Below are 22,110 nucleotides of genomic sequence, written 5' to 3' on the forward strand. Positions count from 1 at the left end.
TACGGCATGCCTGCACACCACCGACCTTCCCACGCGGCGCGCCCGTTGTACGCCGTACACGGCAGCACCCTCGTCGTGGCGCGGCCCCCCGCCGACGCGCGGGACCCCGCCGTCGCACGGCACGCGCCACCGCCACCGCCACCACCGCCGTCGCCACCGCGCCGGAGCCGGGCACGCAGCCCGTACCTTCAGCTGTTCGCCCACCCCGGCACGGTCGGCTTCACGCTCGGCAGCCTGCTCGCCCGGCTGCCCATGGGCATGTTCACCGTCAGCGCCGTACTGATGATCGCGGGCGAGCGGGGCTCCTACGCGCTCGCCGGGAGCGTCACCGCGACCGGCCTGGCGGCGACCGCGCTGACCGGGCCGCTGGTGGCACGGCTCGTCGACCGGTACGGGCAGTCCCGTACCGCCCTGCCCGCCACCCTGCTCGCGCTGCTCGGCTCCCTCGCACTCGTGCTGTGCGTACTCACCCGCGCGCCCGACTGGACGCTCTTCGTCGCCTACGCCGCCACCGCGACCACCCCCAACATCGGCGGCATGGCACGCGCCCGCTGGGCCCATCTGCTGCGCGGCGATCCGGCCGCCCGGCACACCGCCAACTCCCTCGAACAGGCCGCGGACGAACTGTGCTTCATGCTCGGTCCGGTTCTCGCTGCCCTCCTGTGCACCTCACTCTTCCCCCAGGCCGGCACACTGGCCGGCTGCGCCCTGCTGCTGACCGGGACGCTGCTGTTCACCGCGCAGCGCTCGACGGAACCCCCGCCGGGCCGAAACCGCGCACAAGCCGGGCCCGCACCGCTGCGGCAACCCGGCATGCCCGCCCTGCTGCTGGTCTTCCTCGCCACCGGCGCGGTGTTCGGAGCGCTGGAAGTGGTCACCCTGGCCCACGCGGACGGGCAGGGGCACCGAGCCGCGGCCGGCGCCGTACTCGCCTGCCAGGCCGCCGGTTCGGCCCTCGCCGGGCTCGCGTTCGGCACCCTGCCGCCCGCCCGCTCGGACCGGCGCCGACTGGCCGGCTGCGTGGCCACCATGACCGCGCTGATGGCCCTGCCGCTGCTCACCTCGCTCACGGCCCCGCTGCCGCTGCTGGCCGGGGCGCTCCTGGTGGCCGGTATGGCGACGGCGCCGACGATGGTCACCGGCATGGCACTCGTCCAACGGCTCACCCCGGCCGGACGCCTCAACGAGGGCATGACGCTGGCCGTGACCGCGCTGCTCGGCGGTATCGCCGCCGGATCGGCGACCGGAGGTTGGGCCACCGAAGCGCTCGGTTCGGCCGGGTGGGCGTACACGGTCCCCCTCGCGGCGGCGGCATCGGCGGCCGTCCTCGCCACCCTCCTGGCGGCACGGCCCGCCGCACCCGGGTGACGCCCGCGCCACCACGGACGGCCCACCGCGCACGGCTCCCTCGACGAACGTCCCCTTCACGGGGTCCTTCGCGGACTTCTTCAGGGAGTGCTACGGGGCTCCTTCACGGAGTGCTTCGCGGAAGGCGCGTCACACCGGGGGCGAGTAGTGCTGCGGCCGGTCCCGCGCCTCGGGCGGCGGCAGATTGCGGGCGGGCGTCTCCACCACCGGCGCGTCCCGGCCCCCGGCCCCACGCGCCCGCTCCCAGCCCGCGCGCGCCCTCGGGTGGTAGCGGCGCGACGGCGGGACCAGCTTCCAGCCCCAGTGGATCAGCCGCCCGATCCTGCGCAGCCGACGCTCGTCGCGGACGGTCCACGTGTAGCCGAGGCGACGCCGTACCGCGGGCGGGAAGAAGCCGACCGTGAACCACACCGAGGCCCGCGCCTGCGGCCCGCGCACCAGCCGCCACACCGCGTCCGGCAGCAGCCGCAGCGCGGGCGGCTTCGCGATCAGCGTCAGATCGAGCACGTCGCGGGTCGGCCGGTTGTCCTCCAGTACGTTCTCGGCCATGTGCGCCCAGTACTCCTGGAACGCCTCCCAGTCGGCCGGTACGGGGCGCATGCTCATCCCGTACAGCCGCCACCACCGCACATGCTCGTCGAACAGCTGCCGCTTCTGCGCCTCCGTCAGCCCAGGCCCGAGCCGGTCGGCGACGAGCAGGGTGAGGACGAAGAAGGTGGCGTGCGCCCAGTAGAACGTGTCCGGATCGAGTGCGTGGTACGGGCGGCCCGCGGCGTCGACGCCCTTGACGGTGCGGTGGTACCCGCGCACCTGCCGCGCCGTCTCGGCCGCGCGGGGCCCATCGTAGACGACACCACCGATGGGGTACAGCGAACGGAACAGCCGCTGCCAGCGCTCCTCGAAGAACCGGGAGTGCTCGGCGACGCCCGCGCCGAGCTGCGGGTGCATGTTCTGCATCGCGCCCGCCCACGGCGCCAGCAGCACGCTGCGCCAGTCCCCGAAATACTGCCAGGTCAGCGACCCGGGCCCGAGGGGCTCCGGCGCCGGATCGGGCCGTGTGTTGCGGACCATGCGGCACTCCTCCGCTCCGGGGTCCTCCCTTCGCAGGGTAGATGCCCCGAGCGACGAAATCAGCCCCCGGCCGACCCGCTGCTGTTGGCGGCGGCCCGCATGTCCAGCGCCTTCTTCAACGCGGGACCGGCCACCCCCGCCCGCGCCGTCAGCTCCTTGAGACGACGACGGTGCTGGTGACGTACCCGCCAGTTCAGCTCCGGACACAGTCGGGCCAGCGCCGCGAAGGAGGCCAGCGCCGCCCGCGCGGGCTCGACCCGCCCCACCGGCTCCGTACCGGTCAGCGTGGCAACGGCCTCCGCCCGCAGCGCCCCCGGCAACCCCCGATCACGCACGGTGACTCTCTTACGGCGCAGCGTCCTGCGCTCCACCGAGACGACCCCCGCCCCGGCGAGCTGCTCCTCCACGGCGAGGCAGGTCTCACGGCGCTCCCGCTGCACCAGGCTGCGCCAGCGCCGCGCACGGGAGTGCTCGGCGATGGAGCGGAGCGCGCCGTCGAGCACGGGGTCCCCGGTGCGGTGGCCTCCGGCCGGCCGGGCCCTGCCCTTGTCGTCCTTGAGGCAGCCCCGCGCCTCCAGCTCCGCCAGGGTGGCAGCTCGGATCGCGTAGCCCAGCTCGTCACCCCACTTGAGCTGGTCCTTTTCCACGTCGCAGGCGAGCAGATAGAGCCGCGCCGGCAAGCTGTTGGTGCCTGTACCCCGTTCCATCCCCCCATGACAGCACGCTGCCGGAAGCAGCGGAAAGGGCAGGTCAGCCCCATAAGGAAAGACCGAAACCCCGGCCGGGGGGGCGGTGCGGGTGGCGGAGCCCCCGCCACGCGGGGCGAAGCCCCGCAAAAACAACGAAGGCGAGGCGGCCCACGCTTTCCGTGGGCACACCTCGCCTTTCGCCTTCGTGGAGATGGCGGGAATCGAACCCGCGTCCAACGAAGTGGAAACAGGGCTTCTCCGAGCGCAGTCCGCTGCGATTTTCTCGGCCCCGGAGATCACGCGGACAAGTCTCCGACGGGCCCAGTCACTGTGTGATGTCCCGGTAGGTCCCGTGACCGGACCTACGCGGTGAGTTCCCTTAGCTGATGCCAGGAACCGGGGCGGGAACTACCCCGGGCTGACACTTCACGCTCGCTGCTCAGGCAGCGAGGGCGAAGGAATCGCGCTTGGTGTTGGCGATTATTTTTTTGCGGCACATGGTTAACGAGATCATTGCCGCGTTCCTCGGCTCGCTTCCCCTGCTTCGACGTTCGCTGTCGAAACCGATCATCCCCGTGTTGAGTTGACAATCTGCACCCGCACCCAAGGAGCGGTGCTGTCATGCTGCGACCATGATACGTGACCGGGTCGCACCCATGCCAACCATTTGCGGCCCCGAGCTGTTCCCCCGGTCCTCCCGAAGGGCTCAGACGCGGGCGCGCTGGCGGCGCCGGACCGCCGAAATGGCGCGCTCCGCCTCACGGCGGTCCTGCTTCTCGCGGAGGGTCTGCCGCTTGTCGTACTCCTTCTTACCCCTGGCCAGGGCGATCTCGACCTTCGCCCGGCCCCGGTAGAAGTAGAGCTGCAGCGGGACCAGGGTGTAACCGGTCTCCTGGAGCTTGCCGGTCAGCTTGTCGATCTCGGCACGATGGAGCAGCAGCTTCCGCTTACGCCGGGCCGCATGGTTGGTCCAGGTGCCCTGCGCGTACTCGGGGATGTGCACGTTGTGCAGCCACACCTCGCCGCCGTCGATCTGGGCGAAGCCGTCGACCAGCGAGGCGCGGCCCTGGCGCAGCGACTTGACCTCGGTTCCCGTCAGCGCGATGCCGCACTCGTAGGTGTCCAGCACGAGGTAGTCGTGCCGCGCCTTCTTGTTCTGCGCGATGAGCTTACGGGCGTCCTTGTCGTCCTTGGCCTTGGACTTGGCCTTGCGTGTCGTCTTCATCTTCGCCATAGCCCGGCCATTCTCCCACTACGACCTGGCTTCCAGGCCACTCAATACTTTCCTGGCCCGCTCCATCGACTCTCCCCTGCTCTTCACCGAGAGGTCGGGAACGATGCCGCGCCCCTCCACGTCGCGACCCGACGGAGTCGTGTAATGACCCACCGTCAGCTCGGCGACGGAGCCGTCCGACTGGGGCCGGGGCATCTGCACCGAGCCCTTGCCGAAGGTGCGGGAGCCGACCACGACGGCGCGCCCCCGGTCCTGCAGCGCCCCGGTCAGCATCTCCGCGGCGCTCATCGTCCCGCCGTCCACGAGAACGACGAGCGGGCGCCGCTCCACGTCCCCGGGGCCGTCCTCGCCGGCATCGTCGGTGTCGGAGTCGGCGTACAGCGCGTGCTCGGTGCCGTTGTCGTCGTAGGTGGCGACCAGACCGCCGTCGAGGAAGGCACCGGCCGCCGTGACCGCCTCCTCGACCAGGCCGCCGGAGTTGCCCCGCAGGTCCAGCAGGACGGGTCCCTCCTCGGGTACCCGCTCGCGGACCGCCCGGCGCACCTGGTCGCCGGAGCCCCGGGTGAAGGAGGCGATCTTGACGCGGGTGACGCCGTCACCGATCCGGTCGACCCGCACCGACTCGGTCGTCAGCCGCTCCCGGCGCAGCGTGCGGTGGAGGTCGGTGCCCTCGCGGGTGAGGTGGAGCCGCACCCGGGAGCCGGGCTCGGCGGGGGCGTCCGGGGAATCGGGGTCGGAGCCGCGCAGCAGCGCCACGACGGCCGTCACCGGCTCGCCGGTGACCTCGTGACCGGCCACGGAGCGCAGCCGGTCCCCGGCGCGGATACCGGCGCGGTCGGCGGGGCTGGCGGGCTGCACCCGGTCCACCTCGACGACGGTGCGGCGCGCGGTCCGGCCGCCGGTGCCGGCCTTGCGGTCGGTGGCGCTCTCCCGGTCCGCTCCGGTGGCCGCGCCGCCGCCCGGGGACGCCCCCTCGGCGCGGGCCTGGCGCACGGAGATGCCGACGCCCACGTACGAGCCGTCCAGGGCCTGCCGCAGCCCCTCGTACTCGCGGGCCGAGTACGCGGCGGACCAGCGGTCGCCGCTGCGGCTGACGACGACATCGGCGTCCGCGCGGTCCCCGTGCTCGCGGGCCTCATCGGAGCCGGCTGCCGCGCCCTTGCCGTCGGCGGGGTGCTGCGGCGGGCCCTGCGGCCCGCCACGGCCGACACCGTGTGCGGCGCCGCCGGGTGCGGCCGAGCCGAACGCGGCCAGCTCCCCACCGAAGGCCCCGGTCGCCGCGCCGGTCGCCAGCACGCCGACGAAGACCAATGTCAGGGTCCCGCGCCGCGACCGGCGCGGGCGTGAGTCGAGGAACCACGAGCCTGGCATGGTCCGGAGTGTAGGCCAGTGCGGGGCGCCGTACGGGGCGTTGGGCCCACGGCACCCCGCGTCCTGTGTCACACCTTCAGGTACTTGCGCAACGTGAAGAAGGCTGCCACGGCCGGCATCAGCACTCCCACCGCCACGATCAACGGCAGCACCTTGATCACCGCGTCCCAGCCGACGAAGTTGATCAGGACGATCCGCTGCTGGAGCCAGTTGTTGATCAGGAAGTACTTGCCCAGCACCAGCAGCACACAGGCGAACCCGGCGCCGATCAGCCCCGCGATGGCGGCCTCCAGGATGAACGGCATCTGGATGTAGAAGCTGGAGGCACCGACCAGCCGCATGATCCCGGTCTCCCGGCGCCTGCTGAACGCCGACACCCGCACGGTGTTGACGATCAGCAGCAGGGCGACGACCAGCATCAGCGCCATCACACACAGGGCCGCGATGTTCATACCGTTGAGGAGGTTGAAGAGGGGCTCCAGCGTCTTGCGCTGGTCCTGTACCTCCTGCACGCCCTGCCTGCCGGAGAAGGCGGTCTGCAGGACCTGGTACTTGGTCGGGTCCTTGAGCTTGACCCGGTAGGACTCCTGCATCTGGTCCGGCGTCAGCGAGTCGGCCAGCGGCGAGTCCTTGAACTGCTCCTTGTAGTGCTTGTAGGCCTCGTCGGCGGACTCGTAGTAGACCTTCTCGACGACGTCGAGCTTGTTGAGGTCGGCCTTGATCGCGCTCTTCTGCTGCTCGGTCACCGCGCCCTTGGCGCAGCTGGCGCCGGCGTCGTTCTTGTTGCACAGATAGAGGGAGACCTGGACCTTGTCGTACCAATACCCCTTCATCGTGCTCACCTGCTCCTGGGCGAGCAGCGATCCGCCCGCGAGCGCGAGCGACAGGGCGACGGAGACGATCACCGCGAAGGTCATCGTGAGATTGCGACGGAGACCGACGCCGATCTCCGACAGGACGAACTGGGCGCGCATGGCGTCCCTTCTTCAGTGCTGATGCTGCCTCAGTGCTGGTGCCGGTGCCTCAGTTGCCTCAGTGCTGGTATCCGTAGACGCCGCGCGACTGGTCGCGCACGAGGCGGCCCATCTCGAGTTCGATGACGCGCTTGCGCATCTGGTCGACGATCTGCTGATCGTGGGTGGCCATCACCACGGTGGTGCCCGTGCGGTTGATGCGATCGAGCAACTTCATGATGCCGACGGAGGTCTGCGGGTCGAGGTTGCCGGTCGGCTCGTCGGCGATCAGCAGCATGGGCCGGTTGGCGAACGCCCGCGCGATGGCCACCCGCTGCTGCTCACCGCCGGACAGCTCGCCGGGCATCCGGTCCTCCTTGCCGCCGAGACCGACGAGGTCGAGGACTTCCGGCACCGTCTTGCGAATCTGGCCGCGGGACTTGCCGATGACCTCCAGCGCGAAGGCGACGTTCTCGCCGACGGTCTTGTTGCCCAGCAGCCGGAAGTCCTGGAAGACGGTTCCGAGCTGCCGCCGCATCTGCGGCACCTTCCAGTTCGACAACCTGGCCAGATCCTTGCCGAGCACATGCACCTGCCCGGAGCTGGCGCGCTCCTCGCGCAGGATCAGTCGCAGGAAGGTGGATTTACCGGAACCGGAGGAGCCCACCAGGAACACAAACTCGCCGCGCTCGATCTCCAGCGAGACATCGCGGAGCGCCGGGCGGTTCTGCTTGGGATAGGACTTGGAGACGCTGTCGAATCGGATCACGGATACACCACGTCGACCTGGGTAGGGACAACGGAAGCCACGGTGCGGCCCCCTGGGGCGCCTCCCAGCGTCAACTGGGGAGCGGTGTGGGCGACCATACGCGAAGCGTGCTGTGCCGCGCACGCGGCACCGGCGCACATCGCCCGGTCCCGCGACCTGCCCGCCCGTGTCCCGACCTGGTCGCTTGTCGGTGCGGCCCGCTCGCCCGTTTCCGCGACCTGCTGGTTTCTGCGGAAGGCCGCCTCACCTGGCAGAGTGGTACAGAGCACCCCTGGGGAACGAATCACTCACGGGTGGCGTTGGCACAAGGAGGAGGAGTTCGCATGACATGCGATCGACTGGTGTGTGCCAACTGCGCGGGTCCCGTCAACGAGGGCCGCTGCGCCGTGTGCCGTGCCCACAGGGAGCGGCTGCACCGGGAAGCCCCGTTGGCGCACCTGTCCCCCACGGCGCTGATCGCCCTGTTGGTGACGCTGATAGCAGTAGCACTGGTGGCACAGCGCGTAGCGACGGCCTAGGTCTTCCCTCCGGGGGCCCTGGTCCGGGCTGTTCCCGGTCTTCACCCGTAGAGGGAGCGCCCCTGAGGGGGCGCTCGGAAACCACAACGCGCCGGGTACGGCGGTCGTGAGACCACCGCGACCCGGCGCGCTGTTGTGACCTGGCGCTTACGCCGCCGTACGCCGCGTGGCGAGGCGCGGCATCAGGCGGAAGCCGATACCGCCGGCGATCATCGTCGCCGCGCCCACCAGCAGGAACGTCGTCTCGGAGGAACCGGTCTCGGCCAGTTCGTCCTGCTGCTTGCCCGGAGCAGCCGGCTTGCTGTCCTGGACCGGCTGGCTACCCGCGCTGTCGGGGTTGGTGCCGCCGCCCTCGCAGTTCACCTTGTCGCCGTCGAGCTCGCAGGTGTCGTCGCCACCGCCGGTACCACCAGTGGTCGCCGGCTCCTCGCCGCCGCCACCGTTACCGCCGTTGCCGCCGTTCCCACCGTTGCCGTTGCCACCGTTGCCGTTGCCGCCGTTGTTGGCCGCACCGCCATCGTTGCCACCGTTGCCGTTACCGCCGTTGTCGGCCGCACCGCCGTCGTTGCCACCGTTGCCGTTGCCACCGTTGTCGGCCGCACCGCCATCGTTGCCACCGTTGCCGTTACCGCCGTTGTCGGCCGCACCGCCATCGTTGCCACCGTTGCCGTCGCCGCCGCCGATGGTGACGGTGCCGCTGATGCCACCGTCGTCACCGCCGCCGACACCGCCGTCGTCACCGCCGCCGTCGTCGCCGCCGGAGCCACCGCCGATGATGCCGCCGATGAATCCGCCGTCGTCCTCGGCGGCTGCCTTGGTGGAGTTGCCGTCGGTGTCGCCCAGCCCCGCGGCCTGCGCGGCGCCCGCGGCAGTCAGCGAGGCGCCGGCGGCGAACACGGCCGCAGCGGCTATCCGCGCGACCCGCAGCCGCGTCTTCGATTTGCTCATGTTCCAACTACCCCCAGTAGCTGTACTCGTGGATGGGGCAGCTGCGCGTGGAGCGCGATCCGCACCGGGCTTCCCGTCGAGGCGAATGTCTACCCCCACCCCGGACTGCCGCCGTTTGCTCACCGGGGCTCTCTCCACCCCGTCCGTGCGCCCCTGACACAGGCATGCCGAGCGAACAGCTTTCCCCAGCTCTCACATGCCCGTCAAGCGAAGACCCGTTGAACAGGCCCCCGCACCACCGGATACGGCGGCTGACCGTACGTCAGTTCTGCGTCTGCTCCTGCTGCTTGCGCCAGCGAATGCCGGCTTCCAGGAAGCTGTCGATGTCGCCGTCGAGCACGCCCTGCGGGTTGCCCACCTCGTACTCGGTGCGCAGGTCCTTGACCATCTGGTACGGGTGCAGCACATACGAACGCATCTGGCTGCCCCAGGAGTTGCCGCCGTCGCCCTTGAGGGCGTCCATCTTGGCCTGCTCCTCCTGGCGGCGGTGGGCCAGCAGTCGCGCCTGCATGACGCGCATGGCGGCGGCACGGTTCTGGATCTGCGACTTCTCGTTCTGACAGGAGACGACGATGCCGGTCGGCAGGTGCGTCATCCGGACCGCGGAGTCGGTGGTGTTCACCGACTGGCCGCCGGGTCCCGAGGAACGGAAGACGTCGATCCGCAGTTCGTTCTCCGGGATGTCGATGTGGTCGACCTGTTCGACGACGGGCAGCACCTCGACCCCGGCGAACGAGGTCTGCCGGCGGCCCTGGTTGTCGAACGGCGAGATGCGCACCATCCGGTGCGTGCCCTGCTCCACGGAGAGCGTGCCGTAGGCGTACGGAGCCTTCACGGTGAAGGTCGCGGACTTGATGCCCGCCTCCTCCGCGTAGGAGATGTCGAACACCTCGGTGGGGTAGCCACGGCGCTCGGCCCAGCGCAGATACATCCGCATCAGCTGCTCGGCGAAGTCGGCGGCGTCCACGCCGCCCGCCTCGGCCCGGACGCTGACGACCGCCTCGCGCGGGTCGTACTCGCCCGACAGCAGCGTGCGGACCTCCAGCTCGTCCACCGTCTTGCGGACCGCCGCCAGCTCGTTCTCGGCCTCGGTGCGCGCGTCCGCGTCGTCCTCGCTCTCGGCCAGCTCGAAGAGCACCCCGACATCGTCGATCCGCCCGCGCAGCTCCTCGACCTTCCGCAGCTGCCCCTGGAGGTAGGAGAGCCGGCTGGTCACCTTCTGCGCATGCTCGACGTCGTCCCACAGATCCGGGGCCGCCGCCTGCTCCTCGAGCGCGGCGATGTCTGACCGCATCTTGCCCAGGTCAAGGACGGCCTCGATCGACTCCATGGTGGAGGAGAGGGACTTCAGCTCTTCGGATACATCGACGACTGCCACGCTCCCCACCCTAACCGCAAGCCGCCACCCCAGCCCTAGCCCACTTGGGCGTCACGCTCCGCGCTGTGGTGTGCGGTCAGCGTGGTCACCAGGACGTCGCGGCGGGCGGGCCTGGTGGTGTCGGACGGGCGGATCGGGGCGACCTCGTGCAGGGTGGCGCGGTCGTCGCCGAGCAGCAGGGTGCCCGGCTCGTGCAGTGTGGTGGTCAGCACGGGCGTGCCGTCGGGCTCGTAGACGGTGCTCTGGCCGCCGACGGCGTTCTCCCGGCCGATCATCAGGGAGGTCACCAGGGTGACCCCGTCGCGGTGCCGGCCCTCGGGGGTGGGCAGCCCGGCGCCGTCGGCCGAGGCCACGACCCGGAACGGGTGGACCTTCACGCTCCAGGTGTCGGCGTCCTGCAGACAGCTCGCGATCCGGCCCATCATCCGCACCAGCGACTTGAACAGCGGATCGGCGACGAAGACGTCGGTCAGCGGTTCGAAGTGGCGGTCCTCTCCGACGTAGAGCGGGTTGGTGTCCTCGGGCTGTGCGAAGGCCAGGTGCGGCATCGGGCGCAGCGACCCGGTGCGGTCCAGCGAGAAGTGCCCGTACCGGCGCAGGCGGTGCGTGCCCTCCCGCGCCGCGTAGCCGTCCGGTGCCAGGTCCTCCCAGTGGACGGCGAAGCGGCGCCAGTCCGCCGCCTGGACGCCGAGGCACCGGGAGACGGCGCCGGGCTCCATCACATGGGCGTGCCGGGAGAGCAGTGCCTGCCGGGCCTCGGCGATCTCGCCCGCGCTCCGCAACGTCGGGGCGCCCGCGATGTCCTCCATGCGGTGATCCTCCCTACCGCTTCGTCCGACTCCCATCCGGTCTCCTGGGCCCTCCCCAGGCTCCTACGCCCCGTCCGGGTCCGCATCCGGTGACTGCCCCCACGCCCTGGGGGCGGCTGCCGGCCGGGGGCCCTGCGGAGATTCGGGGGACGGGACCGGCTGGAGGGGGACGCGCAGCGCGGAAGCGCCGACCCGCCAGCACTCCAGCAGCGCGGCGCCCAGCCGATCCTCCAGGAAGACCGTGGCATCCGCGCCGAAGGCCACGTCGGACTCGAGTGCGGGCTCGTCCTCCAGCAGGCCGCCGATCACCTCGCGGCGCACCACCTGCTCGTGCACGGCGTCGGCCTCCACGTGCTCGTCGTAGAAGCGCTGGGCCGCCGCTCCCGCGCCCAGCCGGCGCAGCGCGGCGGCCAGCCGGCGGGAGCCTGGCGAGGAGGTGACCTCCACACAGCCGAAGTGGCCCACCAGGGCACCGCGCAGCGACCGGTGCAGCCCGAAGAGGGACATCAGGTTGACGGGCGGCAGCGCCGGGCCCGGTGCCGCGTCCAGGTAGTGCCCGTAGGCGGCGTTCAGGTCCAGGTCGCGCATCAGCTCGGCGAAGAGCCGGGCGTGAACGTGTTCGGCCCGCCCGGCGCCGAACTCGTCGTACTCGACGGCGACCATCGCGGCCTTGGCGCGGCCCGCGAGACGCGGGACCACCCAGGCGTGCGGATCGGCCTCCTTCAGGTGGTAGAGGGAGCGCAGCGCAGCGTACTCGCGGAACTGCCACAGCTCACCGCGGTGCTGCAGATGGTGCGCGACGCCGCCCGTGTCGCCCTCGGCCTCCTGCCCGCGGGCGTTCCGGCCGGCGGGTACGGGCTCGACCAGCAGCTCGCCGAAGGCGTCGGCGACCGTGCGTGAGGCGGGCACGTCCCGGCGCAGGGCCGTCAGGAAGCGGTCCTCGAGCACGCCACGCACCCGCAGCAGGTCCGGATCCCATTCGCAGCCCTCCGGCACGCCCGCGAAGCCCCGGTAGTGCAGTTCGTAGAGCACATAGAGGGCCAGCTGCAGGTCCTCGCCGTACGGATCGGCGACCGCCGCCTGGATCCCGGCCTCGCGGGCGAGCGCCGCGGCCTGAGGGCGCCCGCCGGTCAACGCGGTGAGCACGGCTGCCGAGAGGGGGCCGCGCGCGGTGGGCAGGGCGGGGCCGAGGGTGCGGGCGAGATCCGTCGTCGCCGTCATGGGGTGCGCTCCGGTCCGGTCGGCTCTCGGGCGGACACCGGTGCGGATGTCCGCCACCGCCGTTGGTGGCGGTCAGTCGACCGAGTACCCAGACGCGGGCGCGGGCAACGAACCGGTGTCCTCCTCGGATGTGGCCAGCCAGCCGCCGACCGCGAGCGCCGCGGCCACCAGCGCTGCCGCGACGCCTATTTTCAGCCGTCGACGGCGGACGGCGATCCGGTGCCGCGCGGACCCGGCCCGCGCCTCTCCCACGGCGCGCGGCGCCCGCGCCGTGCCGTGCGCTCCTCCGGCGAGCTCGTCCTCGCCCGGCACGCGCATGCTCGTATGGGTGTCCCGGTTCGCGTCCGGACCGACCCGGGAGTGGACCAGCGGCACGGCGCCACCGCCCGGGCCGGGCACCGCGCCGGTGCCGGGGTGGGAGTGCTCGTGCGCCGCGCCCTCGGCGCTCCCCGGCCCGGCACCGTCCCGCGCGGGGTCCTCGTAGTCGGCGTAGCCCTCCTCGCCCTGCTCGTCGATGTCGAGCGGCGGCAGCCCCTCCAGGGCGGGCAGCAGCTCGCGCAGCCGCGCCGCGAGCTCGGCGGCGCGCAGCCGGGAGGCGGGCGCCTTGGCGAGGCACTGGTGGATGAGCTGCCACAGCTCGTCCGGGATGCCGGGCAGCGGTGCGACGGCCTCGGTCACATGCCGGCGCAGCACCGCGCCGGGATGGCCGCCGCCGAACGGCGTGAACCCGGCCAGCAGCTCGTAGACGACGGTGGCCAGGGCGTAGATGTCGACGGCGGCGCGGGGCGGCAGCCCTTCGACGATCTCGGGCGCGAGGTAGTCCGGGGTGCCGATGATCGAGGTGGCGCGGGTGCGGCTGGGCGAGTCGATGAGCTTGGCGACTCCGAAGTCGGTCAGCAGCGCGGGCGGCGCCCCGCCCGGACCCTCCATCGCGAGGGCGTCCAGCAGCACGTTCTCCGGCTTCACATCGCGGTGCACCAGTCCGGCGGCGTGCGCGGCGGCCAGCGCGTCGGCGACGTCGGCGGCGATGGCGACGGCCGCCGCGGGCGCCAGCCGACGGTCCCGCTCCAGGCGGGTGCGCAGGTCGGTACCGCGCACCAGGTCCATGACGAGGGCCAGCTCGTTGCCGTCCACCACCAGGTCGCGGACGCCGACGACGCGCGGGTGGTCGAGGCAGAGCAGGGCGCTGCGCTCCTGCACGAACCGCTCGACCAGGTCCTGGTCGGAGGCGAGGTCCTCACGCAGCAGCTTGATGGCGACGGGACCCTCGGGTCCGTCGCCGAGCCACACCGTTCCGGCACTGCCGCGCCCGAGGATCCGGTGTGCCGTGTAGCGACTGCCGATCTTCCGTGCCATGGCGACAAAACTACGCGGCGGGACTCCGCTTGGGAGCCCCGGATGCCGGTAACTGTCACTTCTGTGGGGGAAATCCCCGCTCACAAGTCGACAAATCACCGTAGTCGCCGGTATCCGGGCGGGTCGTCAGCAGCGCTCCGCCGGTCGGCCCGACGGCCCGTCAGCTGTTGAACTGCCGGAAGAAGTCCCCTATCTGATCGAAGACATCCTTCGTCGACTGCCAGAAGCTCTTGCCCTCGGCCCACCACTGCGGCGCGTCCGTCAGATTCCAGACCAGCACCCCCGCCACCACGACGATGACGACGAGGAACAGACAGCCCTTGAGACAGCCCAGCCCCGGGATGCGCATGGGGTTGGCACTGCGCTGCCGCGGCTCCCGGCGCTGCCTGGGCTCGCGCGGCGGCCTCGGCTCGCGCTGCCTGGGCTCCGGCTGCGGCCTGGGCTCCCGGCCCCGGGGCGGCTGCGGCTCGTAGCGCTGCGGCGGCTGCTGCTGACCGTACTGCGGGCCGTACTGCTGCTGACCGTAGGGCTGCTGGCCGTACGGCTGCTGACCCTGGGGGGCCTGCTGCGGGGGCGGCGGTGGGGCCGCCCGCCGCTGGGGGCGCCGACGCAGCGGGTCCATGCTCGGGTCGAGCGGCTGGACCTGGGTCTGCTCGTTGCGGTCCCGCGCCGCGCGCAGCTGGCTCTCCCACGGATGGGGGCCGTCCTGCTGCGGGGGGCCGCCCTGCCCGTAACCGCCCTGCGGGCCCCCGGTCTGCGGCATGACATTGGTCTCGGCCGACGGGTCGTACTGCCCCTGGCCGCCCTGCGGGCCCCCGGTCTGCGGCAGGACGTTGGTCTCGGCGGACGGGTCGTACTGTCCGCCCGGGGCCGCACCGCTGTGCGGCAGGACCTGAGTCGGGTCGGAGTCGCCGGCGCCCGGACCCGGCGCGGTGGCTCCCTGGGCGCCGGAGTCGGGGACCGGCGCGGGTGCCGGGTCCGGCGCCAGCAGCGCGGCCACCCCGAGCGCCGCACCGGCGGCCTGCGGCGTGGCCTGGGCCCCGATGCCGTCGGCGACGGTACGCAGACCGCGCGCCAGGTTGACGGCGCTGGGCCGCTCGTCGGGGTTCTTGCGCAGACAGTGCTCGATGACCGTCCACAGCGGGTCGGGGACGTTCCTGGGGCGCTCGGGCTCCTGCGCCAGGTGCTGGTGCAGGACGGCAAGCGCACTGTCGCCGCTGAACGGCGGATACCCGCTGACCAGCTCGTACAGCAGGATGCCCGCGCCGTAGATGTCCACGGCCGAGGTCTGCGGGCGGCCCTCCGCCGACTCGGGGGCGACATAGGCCGGGGTGCCGACGAACTCCTGGGTGCGGGTCAGGCCCGGGGAGTCGGCCAGGCGCGCGATGCCGAAGTCGGTGAGCATCGGCCGCATGCCGTTCTCGTCCTCGGTGAGCAGGACGTTCGCGGGCTTCAGGTCCCGGTGCACGACGCCGTCGGCGTGGCTGGCCGCCAGCGCGTCGGCCACCTGTGCGGTGACCAGACTGGCGGCGATGGGCGAGAACGGGCCGTTCTCGCGCAAGTAGCGATGCAGGTCCGGGCCCTCGATGAGATCCATCACGAGCGCCAGCAGATCGCCTTCGACCACAAGGTCGCGCGTTCTGACAATGTTGTGGTGCGTCAGCCGCAGCAGCACGGAGCGCTCCCGCAGGAAGCGCATCACCACGTCGGGGTCGTTCGCCAGTTCCTCCTTGAGGACCTTGATCGCGACGGTCTCGCCGGGCTCCCCGGCCACCGCCGCCTCCGAGCCCGCCGTCTCTCGCTGGCGGGCCCGCCAGACGGTGCCCGTGGCGCCGCGCCCCAGCGGCTCTTCGAGCAGGTACTTGCTGCCTACCGGCCGCACGTCATGCGCTCCCTGGTCTCGTACTGCAATCCCGCCCACAATAGTGCCGCCGCGCAAGGCGGTGCCGGGTCCGCATGCGTGCTCTTGGGCACGCACGTGCTTTTGGGCACCGCGTGTGCACAGGGGCACACGCTCGGGCTCATCCGCACCCGTGCGTACTCATGGGCACTCCTCGTACTCATGAGCACGCCGGGGCCGGGCGGCTCCCCCGGAAGACGCACACCGGGTGGCGATGGTTGCGGTGGCGCCGTTGCCCGGACAAGATCATTCCGCGCGGCAAGATCGTGCGGATGGCCAGGACGGGCCCCGTTGTCAGTCGCGGGTGCGAGTATGCATGCAGTGGTACGGACGATGTGCCGACGCGCGAGCACGGTGGGTGGGCAGCCCGCCTGGCACACGGCGCGAACGGGACCTGGAGGCGCAGATGCAGATCCGGCTGACTGTCGCCCTGGCGCCGCGCGGCGCCCGCAGCGCGGCGGACGCGGGCGCGGGCGAGTCCGGGGGCGCGGGAGAGACAGCGCGCTCCGCCGCCCGGTCGCAGCCGGCGCAGCCCCGCCCGGCGCCCCCGGGCCAGCCGGTCGGACAGGCGAACGTACTGGTCACGGCCCCCGCCGGCACCGTGCTCTCGGCGGTGACGAACGCCCTGGCGACCTCGGCCGCAGCCGCGCTGGCGACAGCACCCGCCTCGTCCGCTTCCGGCGGCTCGGGCGGACCTGACGGCTCCGGAAACGCGGCGACCGGCCAGGAGGAAGCCCCGCAGGAGCCCGTGGTCGTCTACGCCGGGACGCGGCGGCTCGACCCGCACCGCCAGATCATCGGCGAACCCCCGCTGCTGGACGGCGCGCTGATCTCACTGCACGCCCCGGTCGCCCCCGCCGCGCTGCCCGCGCACGGCGCCGCCGTCACGGCCCTGACGGCGTACGGCTCGGCCAGGGCCAGGCTGCACGTCACCGGCGGTCCCGACGCGGGCGGCATCCACCTCCTCCAGGGCGGCAAGGTCCACCTCGGGCGCTCCGCCGACGCCGACGTACCGCTGGACGACCCGGACGTCTCCCGGCTGCACTGCGCCGTGACGGTCACCGACGGCGGCGCGGTCACCGTCACCGACCTCGGCTCCACCAACGGCACCACACTCGACGGCACCCCGGTCGGCCCCCGGCCCGTCCTCTTCCGCCCCGGCTCGACGCTGCGCATCGGCGAGACGACCATACGGCTGGAGGCCACCTTGGGCACGGGCCCGGAGGCCGAACCCGGAGCGGGTCACGGGCCCGCCCTCGCCCCCGCACCCGCGCTGGCCCTGCCCACGGCCCCGGACGGCGAAGGGCGCCTCCGCCTCGTCCGCGAGGGGCCGCACGGGGCCGGCCCGTCCGCCGACAGCCCGGCGGCGGGCGGCGGCCCCCACCAGGGCTCGGCGGCGACCACCCCCGCGGCCGGGGCGGACGCCCCGGCCGGCTCCGCCCCGACCGACCTTCCCCCGGACGGCCTCCCCCCGGGCGCGGAGCAGATGGCGCGGCCCGAGCACTGGGGCACCCCGGACACCCCGGCCGACGACGCCCACTCCTACGCACCGGCACCCGGCGGGCCCTTCCCGGGGACCGACACCACCCACAGCGCCGGTCTCGTGCCCCCGGCGGACAGCGGCGAAGCGGCACAGCGCAAGGGGCGCGGGCTCGGCGCCTGGGCGCGCCGATTGACGACCGGCCGCGCGGAGCAGACCGACAGCCCCGCCCCCGGCCCGCGCGGACCGACGCGCTACGGCTCCGGCACGGCGGAGAGCTATGCCGCACATCCGGCCGAGAGCTTCGGAAACCGGGTCGGCCACCTGCCCGCACCGCGCGGCGGGGAACTCGACGGCGCGCCCGGCGGGCCGCAGCGCTGGCCCGACCCCGCCGCCGTACTGCTCAGTGCCCTCGGACCCGGGCCCCGGCTGTGGGAGCGCGGCCCCGGCCATCCGGACGCGCTGACCGTACGGCTGGGGGTGGCCCACCGCAGCGGCGGGCACAGCGATCCGGTCACCGTCGATCTGCGCCGGGCCGGCTCACTCGGTCTGACGGGCCCGCGCGGGCGGCTGACCGGGCTGGCGCGGGCCGTACTCGCGCAGCTGACGGCGCTGCACGGGCCGAGCGCGCTGGAGGTCGTCCTGCTGTCGGCGGACCGGACCCGCAGCGTCCAGGCGCGGCAGCAGGAGTGGTCGTGGCTCGGCTGGCTGCCCCATCTGCGTCCGGCGCACGGCCAGGACTGCGCACTGCTGACGGCCTACGACCACGAGCAGGCCACCGCACGGACGGCGGAGCTCGTACGCAGGCTGGAGGCGCAGGGCACCGCTCCCCGGCGCGGAGGGCCGCCCGGCCCCGCCGTGGTCGTGGTGGTGGACGGCGACCCCGGCTCCGCCCAGCTGCGCACGAGCGTGGCCCGGCTGGCGCGGGAGGGGGCGGCAGCCGGTATCCATCTGCTCTGCCTCGCCGAGACCCCGCCCGCCAGCCCGTCCTCGCCCATCGCCGCGACCCTGGAGGCGGCCGACGCCGCGTGTGCCGCCTTCCCCGAGTGCGGGACGGTCGCCCTGCTGAGCGGGGATGTGGCCACCGCGGTCAGAGTCCTGCATCCCGCCTCCCGCCCCGCGCACGGCGCGCACCCTCCGCAGGGAGCCGGCCGGAGCCCGAGCGGCGGCGCGGGGCAGCACGTCGTACCGAGCCAGCGCGGCGGGCCCGGCTCGGCGGCTGCCGCCAGTGGCGCCCCCGGGGTGTCGAGCGGGCCCGTGGCGACCGTGGACGCGGTCTCGGCGGCATGGGCGGAGCGGTTCGCTCGGGCGCTGGCGCCGCTGCGTGAACCGGAGGGCACCGGGGCCGACACGTCGGCCGCCCCGACGGTGACACTGCCCGACCAGTGCCGGCTGCTGGACGAGTTGGGGCTGGCGCGTGCGACGCCTGCCGCGCTGCTCGCCCGCTGGTCGGAGCGGGCCGCTGCCACCTTCGGCCGGGTGCCGCTCGTCTTCGGCGCGGGCCCGCACGGGCCGCTGGAAGTCGATCTGACCGATCTGTCGGGGCCGGCGGCGCGGATGGCGCCGGCCGCCGGGGAGGGCGATCCTCAGGCGCCGGGCCGTGCCCTGCCCGGGCACGCCTTCGTCAGCGGCGGTCCCGGCTCCGGCAAGACCGAGCTGCTCCGCTCGCTGGCGGCCTCCCTCGCCGCGGGGGAGCGCCCGGACCGGCTGGCCCTGGTGCTGGTGGACGGCGCGGGTGCCGACGCCGGGGACGGGCTGCGGGTGTGCGCGGAGCTGCCGCATGTCACCGGGCGGCTGACGGCGGGCGATCCGGTGCGGATGCGGCAGTTCGCCCAGGCGCTCAGTGCCGAACTCAAGCGCCGGGCCGAGCTGATCGGCGACGACAGCAGCTATGAGGAGTACGTACGGCTGGCCGCGCGCCCCGGTGGGCGGGTGGTGGCGCCCCGGCAGGCCCCCGAACGCGCCGCGGTGCGGGAGCAGTCGGTGGACGCGCGGCCCGAGCAGGGTGTGCAGGTCCCGGCACCCGCCCCGGCGCCCGACGAGCGGGCGACCGTGGCCCTCCACCCGTCCGGGCGGCGCGGTGGTGGCGGCCCCGGCGAGGACCGCTCGGCGACCGGAGGCGGCGCCGGGGGCGGACGGGGCGGCGAGGGCGGCGGGCTGGACATGCTGCCGTCGCAGGCCGCCCCCCAAGCACCCGGCCGGCACGGCGGCGGCAGCGGTGGTGGTGGCGCCGCCGGTGGTGAGGCGCCGGCCGCCGATCCCGACCGCACCCGACGCACTCTCCGGCTGCGCAGGACCGACGAGCCGGACCGGACCGACGAGTCCCGGCGGGCGGACGACCAGCGGTCCGGCGACCGGCAGGCCGACGACCGGCGGCCGGACGCGTCGCGGCGTACCGGCGCGCAGGACGTACCGGCGCAGGATGCGCCCTCCGGGCTGTCGGCCTCCCCGCTCGGCCCTGGCGGTGTGCCGCCCCGGCTGGTGGTGCTGGTGGACGACTTCGACACGCTGGTGGACCCGGCGTTGGGCAACCCCGGTCGGCCTGCCGCCGGTTCGGTCGTCCGGGCGCTGGAGGCGGTCGCGCGGGCCGGGGCCCGGCTGGGCGTGCATGTGATCGCGGCGACGGGCCGTGCGGACCGTACGGTGCACACGGTGCCGGCCCGGACGGCGGCGCTGCACGTGGAGCTGACCGGCGGTGAGCGCGGCGCGGACGGTACGCCACGCGGCCGCGGCACCCTCACCCTGCGGCAGCGCCTGGGGCCGGAGGGTGCCGTCGTCGGCGGGGCGCCGGTCGCCTTCCAGGCGGGCCGGGTCACCGGCCGCATCCCGCGTACGGCGACGCTGCGTCCCACCGTGGTGCCGTTGGACTGGGCGCGGGCGGGCGACCCGCCCGCGCGGCGCCAGGTGCGGGAGTTGGGCAACGGGCCGACCGACCTGGCGCTGCTCGCCAGTGCGATGGAGCGCGCGGCGCAGCAGGTCACCCCGGCGGCCCCCGCCACCTGACGGCGCCTGACACCGCCTGCCCGTAGCCCCGCGGAGCCCTCCGCGGGGCCGAGCAGGGCTGCGTCCGTCCTCTTCATCGATTGTCCGACGGCTTCATGGGTTGTCCGACGCTTCATAGGTTGTCCGACGGGCGCGCCCGCCCGCGGGCATCCGGTCGGCTCCCGGCGGGCTCTTCCGCAGCCTCTCGTTCAGAAGTTGTAGGAGTCCTGCGCGGAAGGACACGCTCCACAAGGCGCGCGAACCCCCCGGTCGGCGCGCGGCGCGGGTGACGGTTTTGTGAAATGTGCGTGCAACTTCGTGTGCGCCTCGCGCGCTTCCCGAGGGGGCGCGCGGAAGTGGTCAGCGCCGTCCCACACGGCTCGCCCGCCGCCCTTCGAGAGCCCCACAACGAACGCCCCAACTTCCCCTCTTTGCCCATGAGTTCGCAGATGGGGGCAGGCAGGTTCACCGTGTCAGGTCACGGACTGATCAAGATGCCGACGGCGGGCCGAACAGTGTTGCCAGAGGGCATCGTCCGGGCGTACAAACTTCCGCACAAGAAGGTACGACGCGGTGCCGCCCCTGGGCAGGCCGCGTCTGCTCATCTCCCGTTCATGTGATGGACACGGGAGTACACGGGGAAAGGGACGGCACTCAACCATGCGTATCTCGCGTGCTCCACGCACGGCTCTCGCGCTTGCCTCCGCAGCCGCCCTGACGCTCACCGCCGCGGGGTGTGCCGCCGAGGACGAAGGGAGCGAGTGGGCGGCTTCGCACAAGCCGACCGTGGACCTCCCCCAGCTCAAAGGCCAGAAGCTCCAGGTCGCGGCGGTGTGGACGGGTGACGAGCAGAAGAACTTCCGCAAGGTGCTCGACGAGTTCGAGAAACGAACCGGCGCCAAGGTCGAGTTCGTGCCCACCGGCGACAACGTGGCCACCTACATAGGCTCCAAGGTCGAGGGCGGCTCGCCGCCGGATGTGGCGATGCTGCCGCAGGTCGGTGTGTTGCGGGAGTTCGCCAGAAAGGGCTGGCTCAAGCCGCTGGGCAAGGAGGCGCTCGCCCAGTCCAAGAAGAACTTCGCCAAGGGCTGGCGGGACCTGGGCAGCTACGAGGGCAAGCAGTACGGCATCTACTACAAGGCCGCCAACAAGTCCCTCATCTGGTACAACTCCCAGGCTTTCGAGGACGCGGGCGTCAAGGAGGCCAAGGACTGGAAGTCCTTCGTCAAGGACGCGGAAACGCTCTCCGACTCGGGCGTCGACCCGGTGTCGGTCGGCGGCGCCGACGGCTGGACGCTCACCGACTGGTTCGAGAACGTCTATCTGTCCCAGGCCGGTCCCGAGAAGTACGACCAGCTCGCCGAACACAAGATCAAGTGGACGGACCCGTCGGTCACCGAGGCGCTGAAGACCCTGCAGCAACTGTGGGGCAAGAGCCATCTGCTGGCCGGCGGCAACCAGGGCGCGCTGCAGACGGACTTCCCCAAGTCGGTGACCCAGACCTTCGGCAACCTCGCCTCGCCGCAGGCCGCGCTCGTCTTCGAGGCCGACTTCGTCGGCGTCAACATCGAGGGCGACACCAAGGCCCGTATCGGCAAGGACGCGCAGGTCTACCCGTTCCCCAAGGTCGGTGCCAAGCCCCCGGTGGTCACCGCGGGCGACGCGGCGGCCGTGCTGAAGAACAGCAAGGGCGCGCAGGCGCTCGCCACCTTCCTCGCCTCCAAGGACGCGGCGGGGATCTGGGCGGCCGAGGGCGGCTATGTCTCCCCCAACAAGGAACTGGACCTGTCCGCCTACCCGAACCAGCCGCAGCGCGAGATCGCCAAGGCGCTGGTCGAAGCCGGGAACGACTTCCGCTTCGACATGTCCGACCAGGCGCCCGCCGCGTTCGGCGGCACCAAGGGTGAGGGCGAGTGGAAGGCCCTCCAGGACTTCCTGAAGAACCCCGAGGACATCAAGGGCACTCAGCAGGCGCTGGAGAAGGCCGCCGCCAAGGCGTACGAGAAGTGAACCGCGCCACAGCCACATCAGCCGCGACCCGTACGACGCGGAAGTCCCCCGTG

Annotated in this window: 16 protein-coding genes and 1 other RNA gene; 4 read left to right on the forward strand and 13 right to left on the reverse strand. The window is 72.9% G+C overall.

The window, feature by feature from the left end; translation table 11 throughout:
• The first annotated feature begins 6 nt into the window (after positions 1–6).
• Positions 7–1,368 carry an MFS transporter gene (locus JW613_RS27960; RefSeq protein WP_209213659.1) on the forward strand — a complete coding sequence of 454 codons (1,362 nt, stop codon included), beginning with the start codon at positions 7–9 and terminating at the stop codon, positions 1,366–1,368.
• Between the two features lie 129 nt (positions 1,369–1,497).
• On the opposite strand, the gene JW613_RS27965 is transcribed toward JW613_RS27960, so the two are convergent.
• The 7 genes from JW613_RS27965 to ftsE all read right to left on the reverse strand — a co-directional run bounded on the left by JW613_RS27965 (position 1,498) and on the right by ftsE (position 7,455).
• Positions 1,498–2,439, reverse strand: a complete 942-nt coding sequence (locus JW613_RS27965) for an oxygenase MpaB family protein (RefSeq protein ID WP_209213660.1) — start codon at positions 2,437–2,439, stop codon at positions 1,498–1,500.
• Positions 2,440–2,498: 59 nt separating this feature from the next.
• The gene (locus tag JW613_RS27970; protein WP_209213661.1) at positions 2,499–3,146 is read right to left on the reverse strand and encodes a GOLPH3/VPS74 family protein; all 648 of its coding nucleotides are present in this window, start codon (positions 3,144–3,146) and stop codon (positions 2,499–2,501) included.
• Between the two features lie 185 nt (positions 3,147–3,331).
• Positions 3,332–3,703, reverse strand: a transfer-messenger RNA (tmRNA) gene (gene ssrA, locus JW613_RS27975).
• 131 nt (positions 3,704–3,834) lie between these two features.
• Positions 3,835–4,362: an SsrA-binding protein SmpB gene (smpB, locus tag JW613_RS27980; RefSeq protein ID WP_099881449.1), complete on the reverse strand. Its 528-nt coding sequence runs from the start codon at positions 4,360–4,362 to the stop codon at positions 3,835–3,837.
• A gap of 18 nt (positions 4,363–4,380) precedes the next feature.
• Positions 4,381–5,733, reverse strand: coding sequence for a S41 family peptidase (locus JW613_RS27985; protein WP_209213662.1), 1,353 nt, complete (start codon positions 5,731–5,733; stop codon positions 4,381–4,383).
• Between the two features lie 68 nt (positions 5,734–5,801).
• Complete coding sequence (ftsX, locus tag JW613_RS27990; RefSeq protein ID WP_209213663.1) at positions 5,802–6,707, reverse strand: permease-like cell division protein FtsX; 906 nt, start codon at positions 6,705–6,707, stop codon at positions 5,802–5,804.
• 58 nt (positions 6,708–6,765) lie between these two features.
• Positions 6,766–7,455: a cell division ATP-binding protein FtsE gene (ftsE, locus tag JW613_RS27995; RefSeq protein ID WP_099881455.1), complete on the reverse strand. Its 690-nt coding sequence runs from the start codon at positions 7,453–7,455 to the stop codon at positions 6,766–6,768.
• A gap of 323 nt (positions 7,456–7,778) precedes the next feature.
• Between ftsE and JW613_RS28000 the strand changes: the two genes are divergently transcribed.
• Positions 7,779–7,973, forward strand: coding sequence for a hypothetical protein (locus JW613_RS28000; RefSeq protein ID WP_099881457.1), 195 nt, complete (start codon positions 7,779–7,781; stop codon positions 7,971–7,973).
• A gap of 147 nt (positions 7,974–8,120) precedes the next feature.
• Here JW613_RS28000 and JW613_RS28005 read toward each other — a convergent pair whose 3' ends face one another.
• The 6 genes from JW613_RS28005 to JW613_RS28030 all read right to left on the reverse strand — a co-directional run bounded on the left by JW613_RS28005 (position 8,121) and on the right by JW613_RS28030 (position 15,567).
• Positions 8,121–8,921, reverse strand: a complete 801-nt coding sequence (locus tag JW613_RS28005; protein WP_209213664.1) for a collagen-like protein — start codon at positions 8,919–8,921, stop codon at positions 8,121–8,123.
• Between the two features lie 262 nt (positions 8,922–9,183).
• Positions 9,184–10,299, reverse strand: coding sequence for a peptide chain release factor 2 (gene prfB / locus JW613_RS28010; protein ID WP_099881461.1), 1,116 nt, complete (start codon positions 10,297–10,299; stop codon positions 9,184–9,186).
• Positions 10,300–10,334: 35 nt separating this feature from the next.
• A complete protein-coding gene (locus JW613_RS28015; protein WP_209213665.1) occupies positions 10,335–11,108 on the reverse strand; it encodes a 2OG-Fe dioxygenase family protein in 774 nt (257 codons plus the stop codon).
• Positions 11,109–11,171: 63 nt separating this feature from the next.
• Positions 11,172–12,329 carry an iron-containing redox enzyme family protein gene (locus JW613_RS28020; protein ID WP_209213666.1) on the reverse strand — a complete coding sequence of 386 codons (1,158 nt, stop codon included), beginning with the start codon at positions 12,327–12,329 and terminating at the stop codon, positions 11,172–11,174.
• A gap of 72 nt (positions 12,330–12,401) precedes the next feature.
• Positions 12,402–13,685, reverse strand: coding sequence for a serine/threonine-protein kinase (locus JW613_RS28025; RefSeq protein ID WP_209213667.1), 1,284 nt, complete (start codon positions 13,683–13,685; stop codon positions 12,402–12,404).
• Positions 13,686–13,845: 160 nt separating this feature from the next.
• Positions 13,846–15,567 (reverse strand): serine/threonine-protein kinase, encoded by a 1,722-nt coding sequence (locus JW613_RS28030; RefSeq protein ID WP_209213668.1) that lies wholly within the window; start codon positions 15,565–15,567, stop codon positions 13,846–13,848.
• 376 nt (positions 15,568–15,943) lie between these two features.
• Here JW613_RS28030 and JW613_RS28035 point away from each other — a divergent pair, with 376 nt between their 5' ends.
• Together JW613_RS28035 and JW613_RS28040 are read left to right on the forward strand one after the other, a co-directional pair.
• A complete protein-coding gene (locus JW613_RS28035; RefSeq protein ID WP_307866069.1) occupies positions 15,944–20,068 on the forward strand; it encodes an FHA domain-containing protein in 4,125 nt (1,374 codons plus the stop codon).
• 639 nt (positions 20,069–20,707) lie between these two features.
• On the forward strand, positions 20,708–22,057 hold the full coding sequence (locus tag JW613_RS28040) for an ABC transporter substrate-binding protein (protein WP_099881475.1): 1,350 nt from the start codon (positions 20,708–20,710) through the stop codon (positions 22,055–22,057).
• Positions 22,058–22,110: the final 53 nt, after the last annotated feature.

Source organism: Streptomyces smyrnaeus, from assembly GCF_017676345.1.
Classification (GTDB): Bacteria; Actinomycetota; Actinomycetes; order Streptomycetales; family Streptomycetaceae; genus Streptomyces; species Streptomyces smyrnaeus.

Bases quoted from the DNA above. Each gene is read 5' to 3' on its own strand.
- JW613_RS27960 (WP_209213659.1), top strand. From the start codon at position 7: ATGCCTGCACACCACCGACCTTCCCACGCGGCGCGCCCGTTGTACGCC.
- JW613_RS27965 (WP_209213660.1), bottom strand. From the start codon at position 2,439: ATGGTCCGCAACACACGGCCCGATCCGGCGCCGGAGCCCCTCGGGCCC.
- JW613_RS27970 (WP_209213661.1), bottom strand. From the start codon at position 3,146: ATGGAACGGGGTACAGGCACCAACAGCTTGCCGGCGCGGCTCTATCTG.
- smpB (WP_099881449.1), bottom strand. From the start codon at position 4,362: ATGGCGAAGATGAAGACGACACGCAAGGCCAAGTCCAAGGCCAAGGAC.
- JW613_RS27985 (WP_209213662.1), bottom strand. From the start codon at position 5,733: ATGCCAGGCTCGTGGTTCCTCGACTCACGCCCGCGCCGGTCGCGGCGC.
- ftsX (WP_209213663.1), bottom strand. From the start codon at position 6,707: ATGCGCGCCCAGTTCGTCCTGTCGGAGATCGGCGTCGGTCTCCGTCGC.
- JW613_RS28000 (WP_099881457.1), top strand. From the start codon at position 7,779: ATGACATGCGATCGACTGGTGTGTGCCAACTGCGCGGGTCCCGTCAAC.
- JW613_RS28005 (WP_209213664.1), bottom strand. From the start codon at position 8,921: ATGAGCAAATCGAAGACGCGGCTGCGGGTCGCGCGGATAGCCGCTGCG.
- JW613_RS28015 (WP_209213665.1), bottom strand. From the start codon at position 11,108: ATGGAGGACATCGCGGGCGCCCCGACGTTGCGGAGCGCGGGCGAGATC.
- JW613_RS28020 (WP_209213666.1), bottom strand. From the start codon at position 12,329: ATGACGGCGACGACGGATCTCGCCCGCACCCTCGGCCCCGCCCTGCCC.
- JW613_RS28025 (WP_209213667.1), bottom strand. From the start codon at position 13,685: ATGGCACGGAAGATCGGCAGTCGCTACACGGCACACCGGATCCTCGGG.
- JW613_RS28040 (WP_099881475.1), top strand. From the start codon at position 20,708: ATGCGTATCTCGCGTGCTCCACGCACGGCTCTCGCGCTTGCCTCCGCA.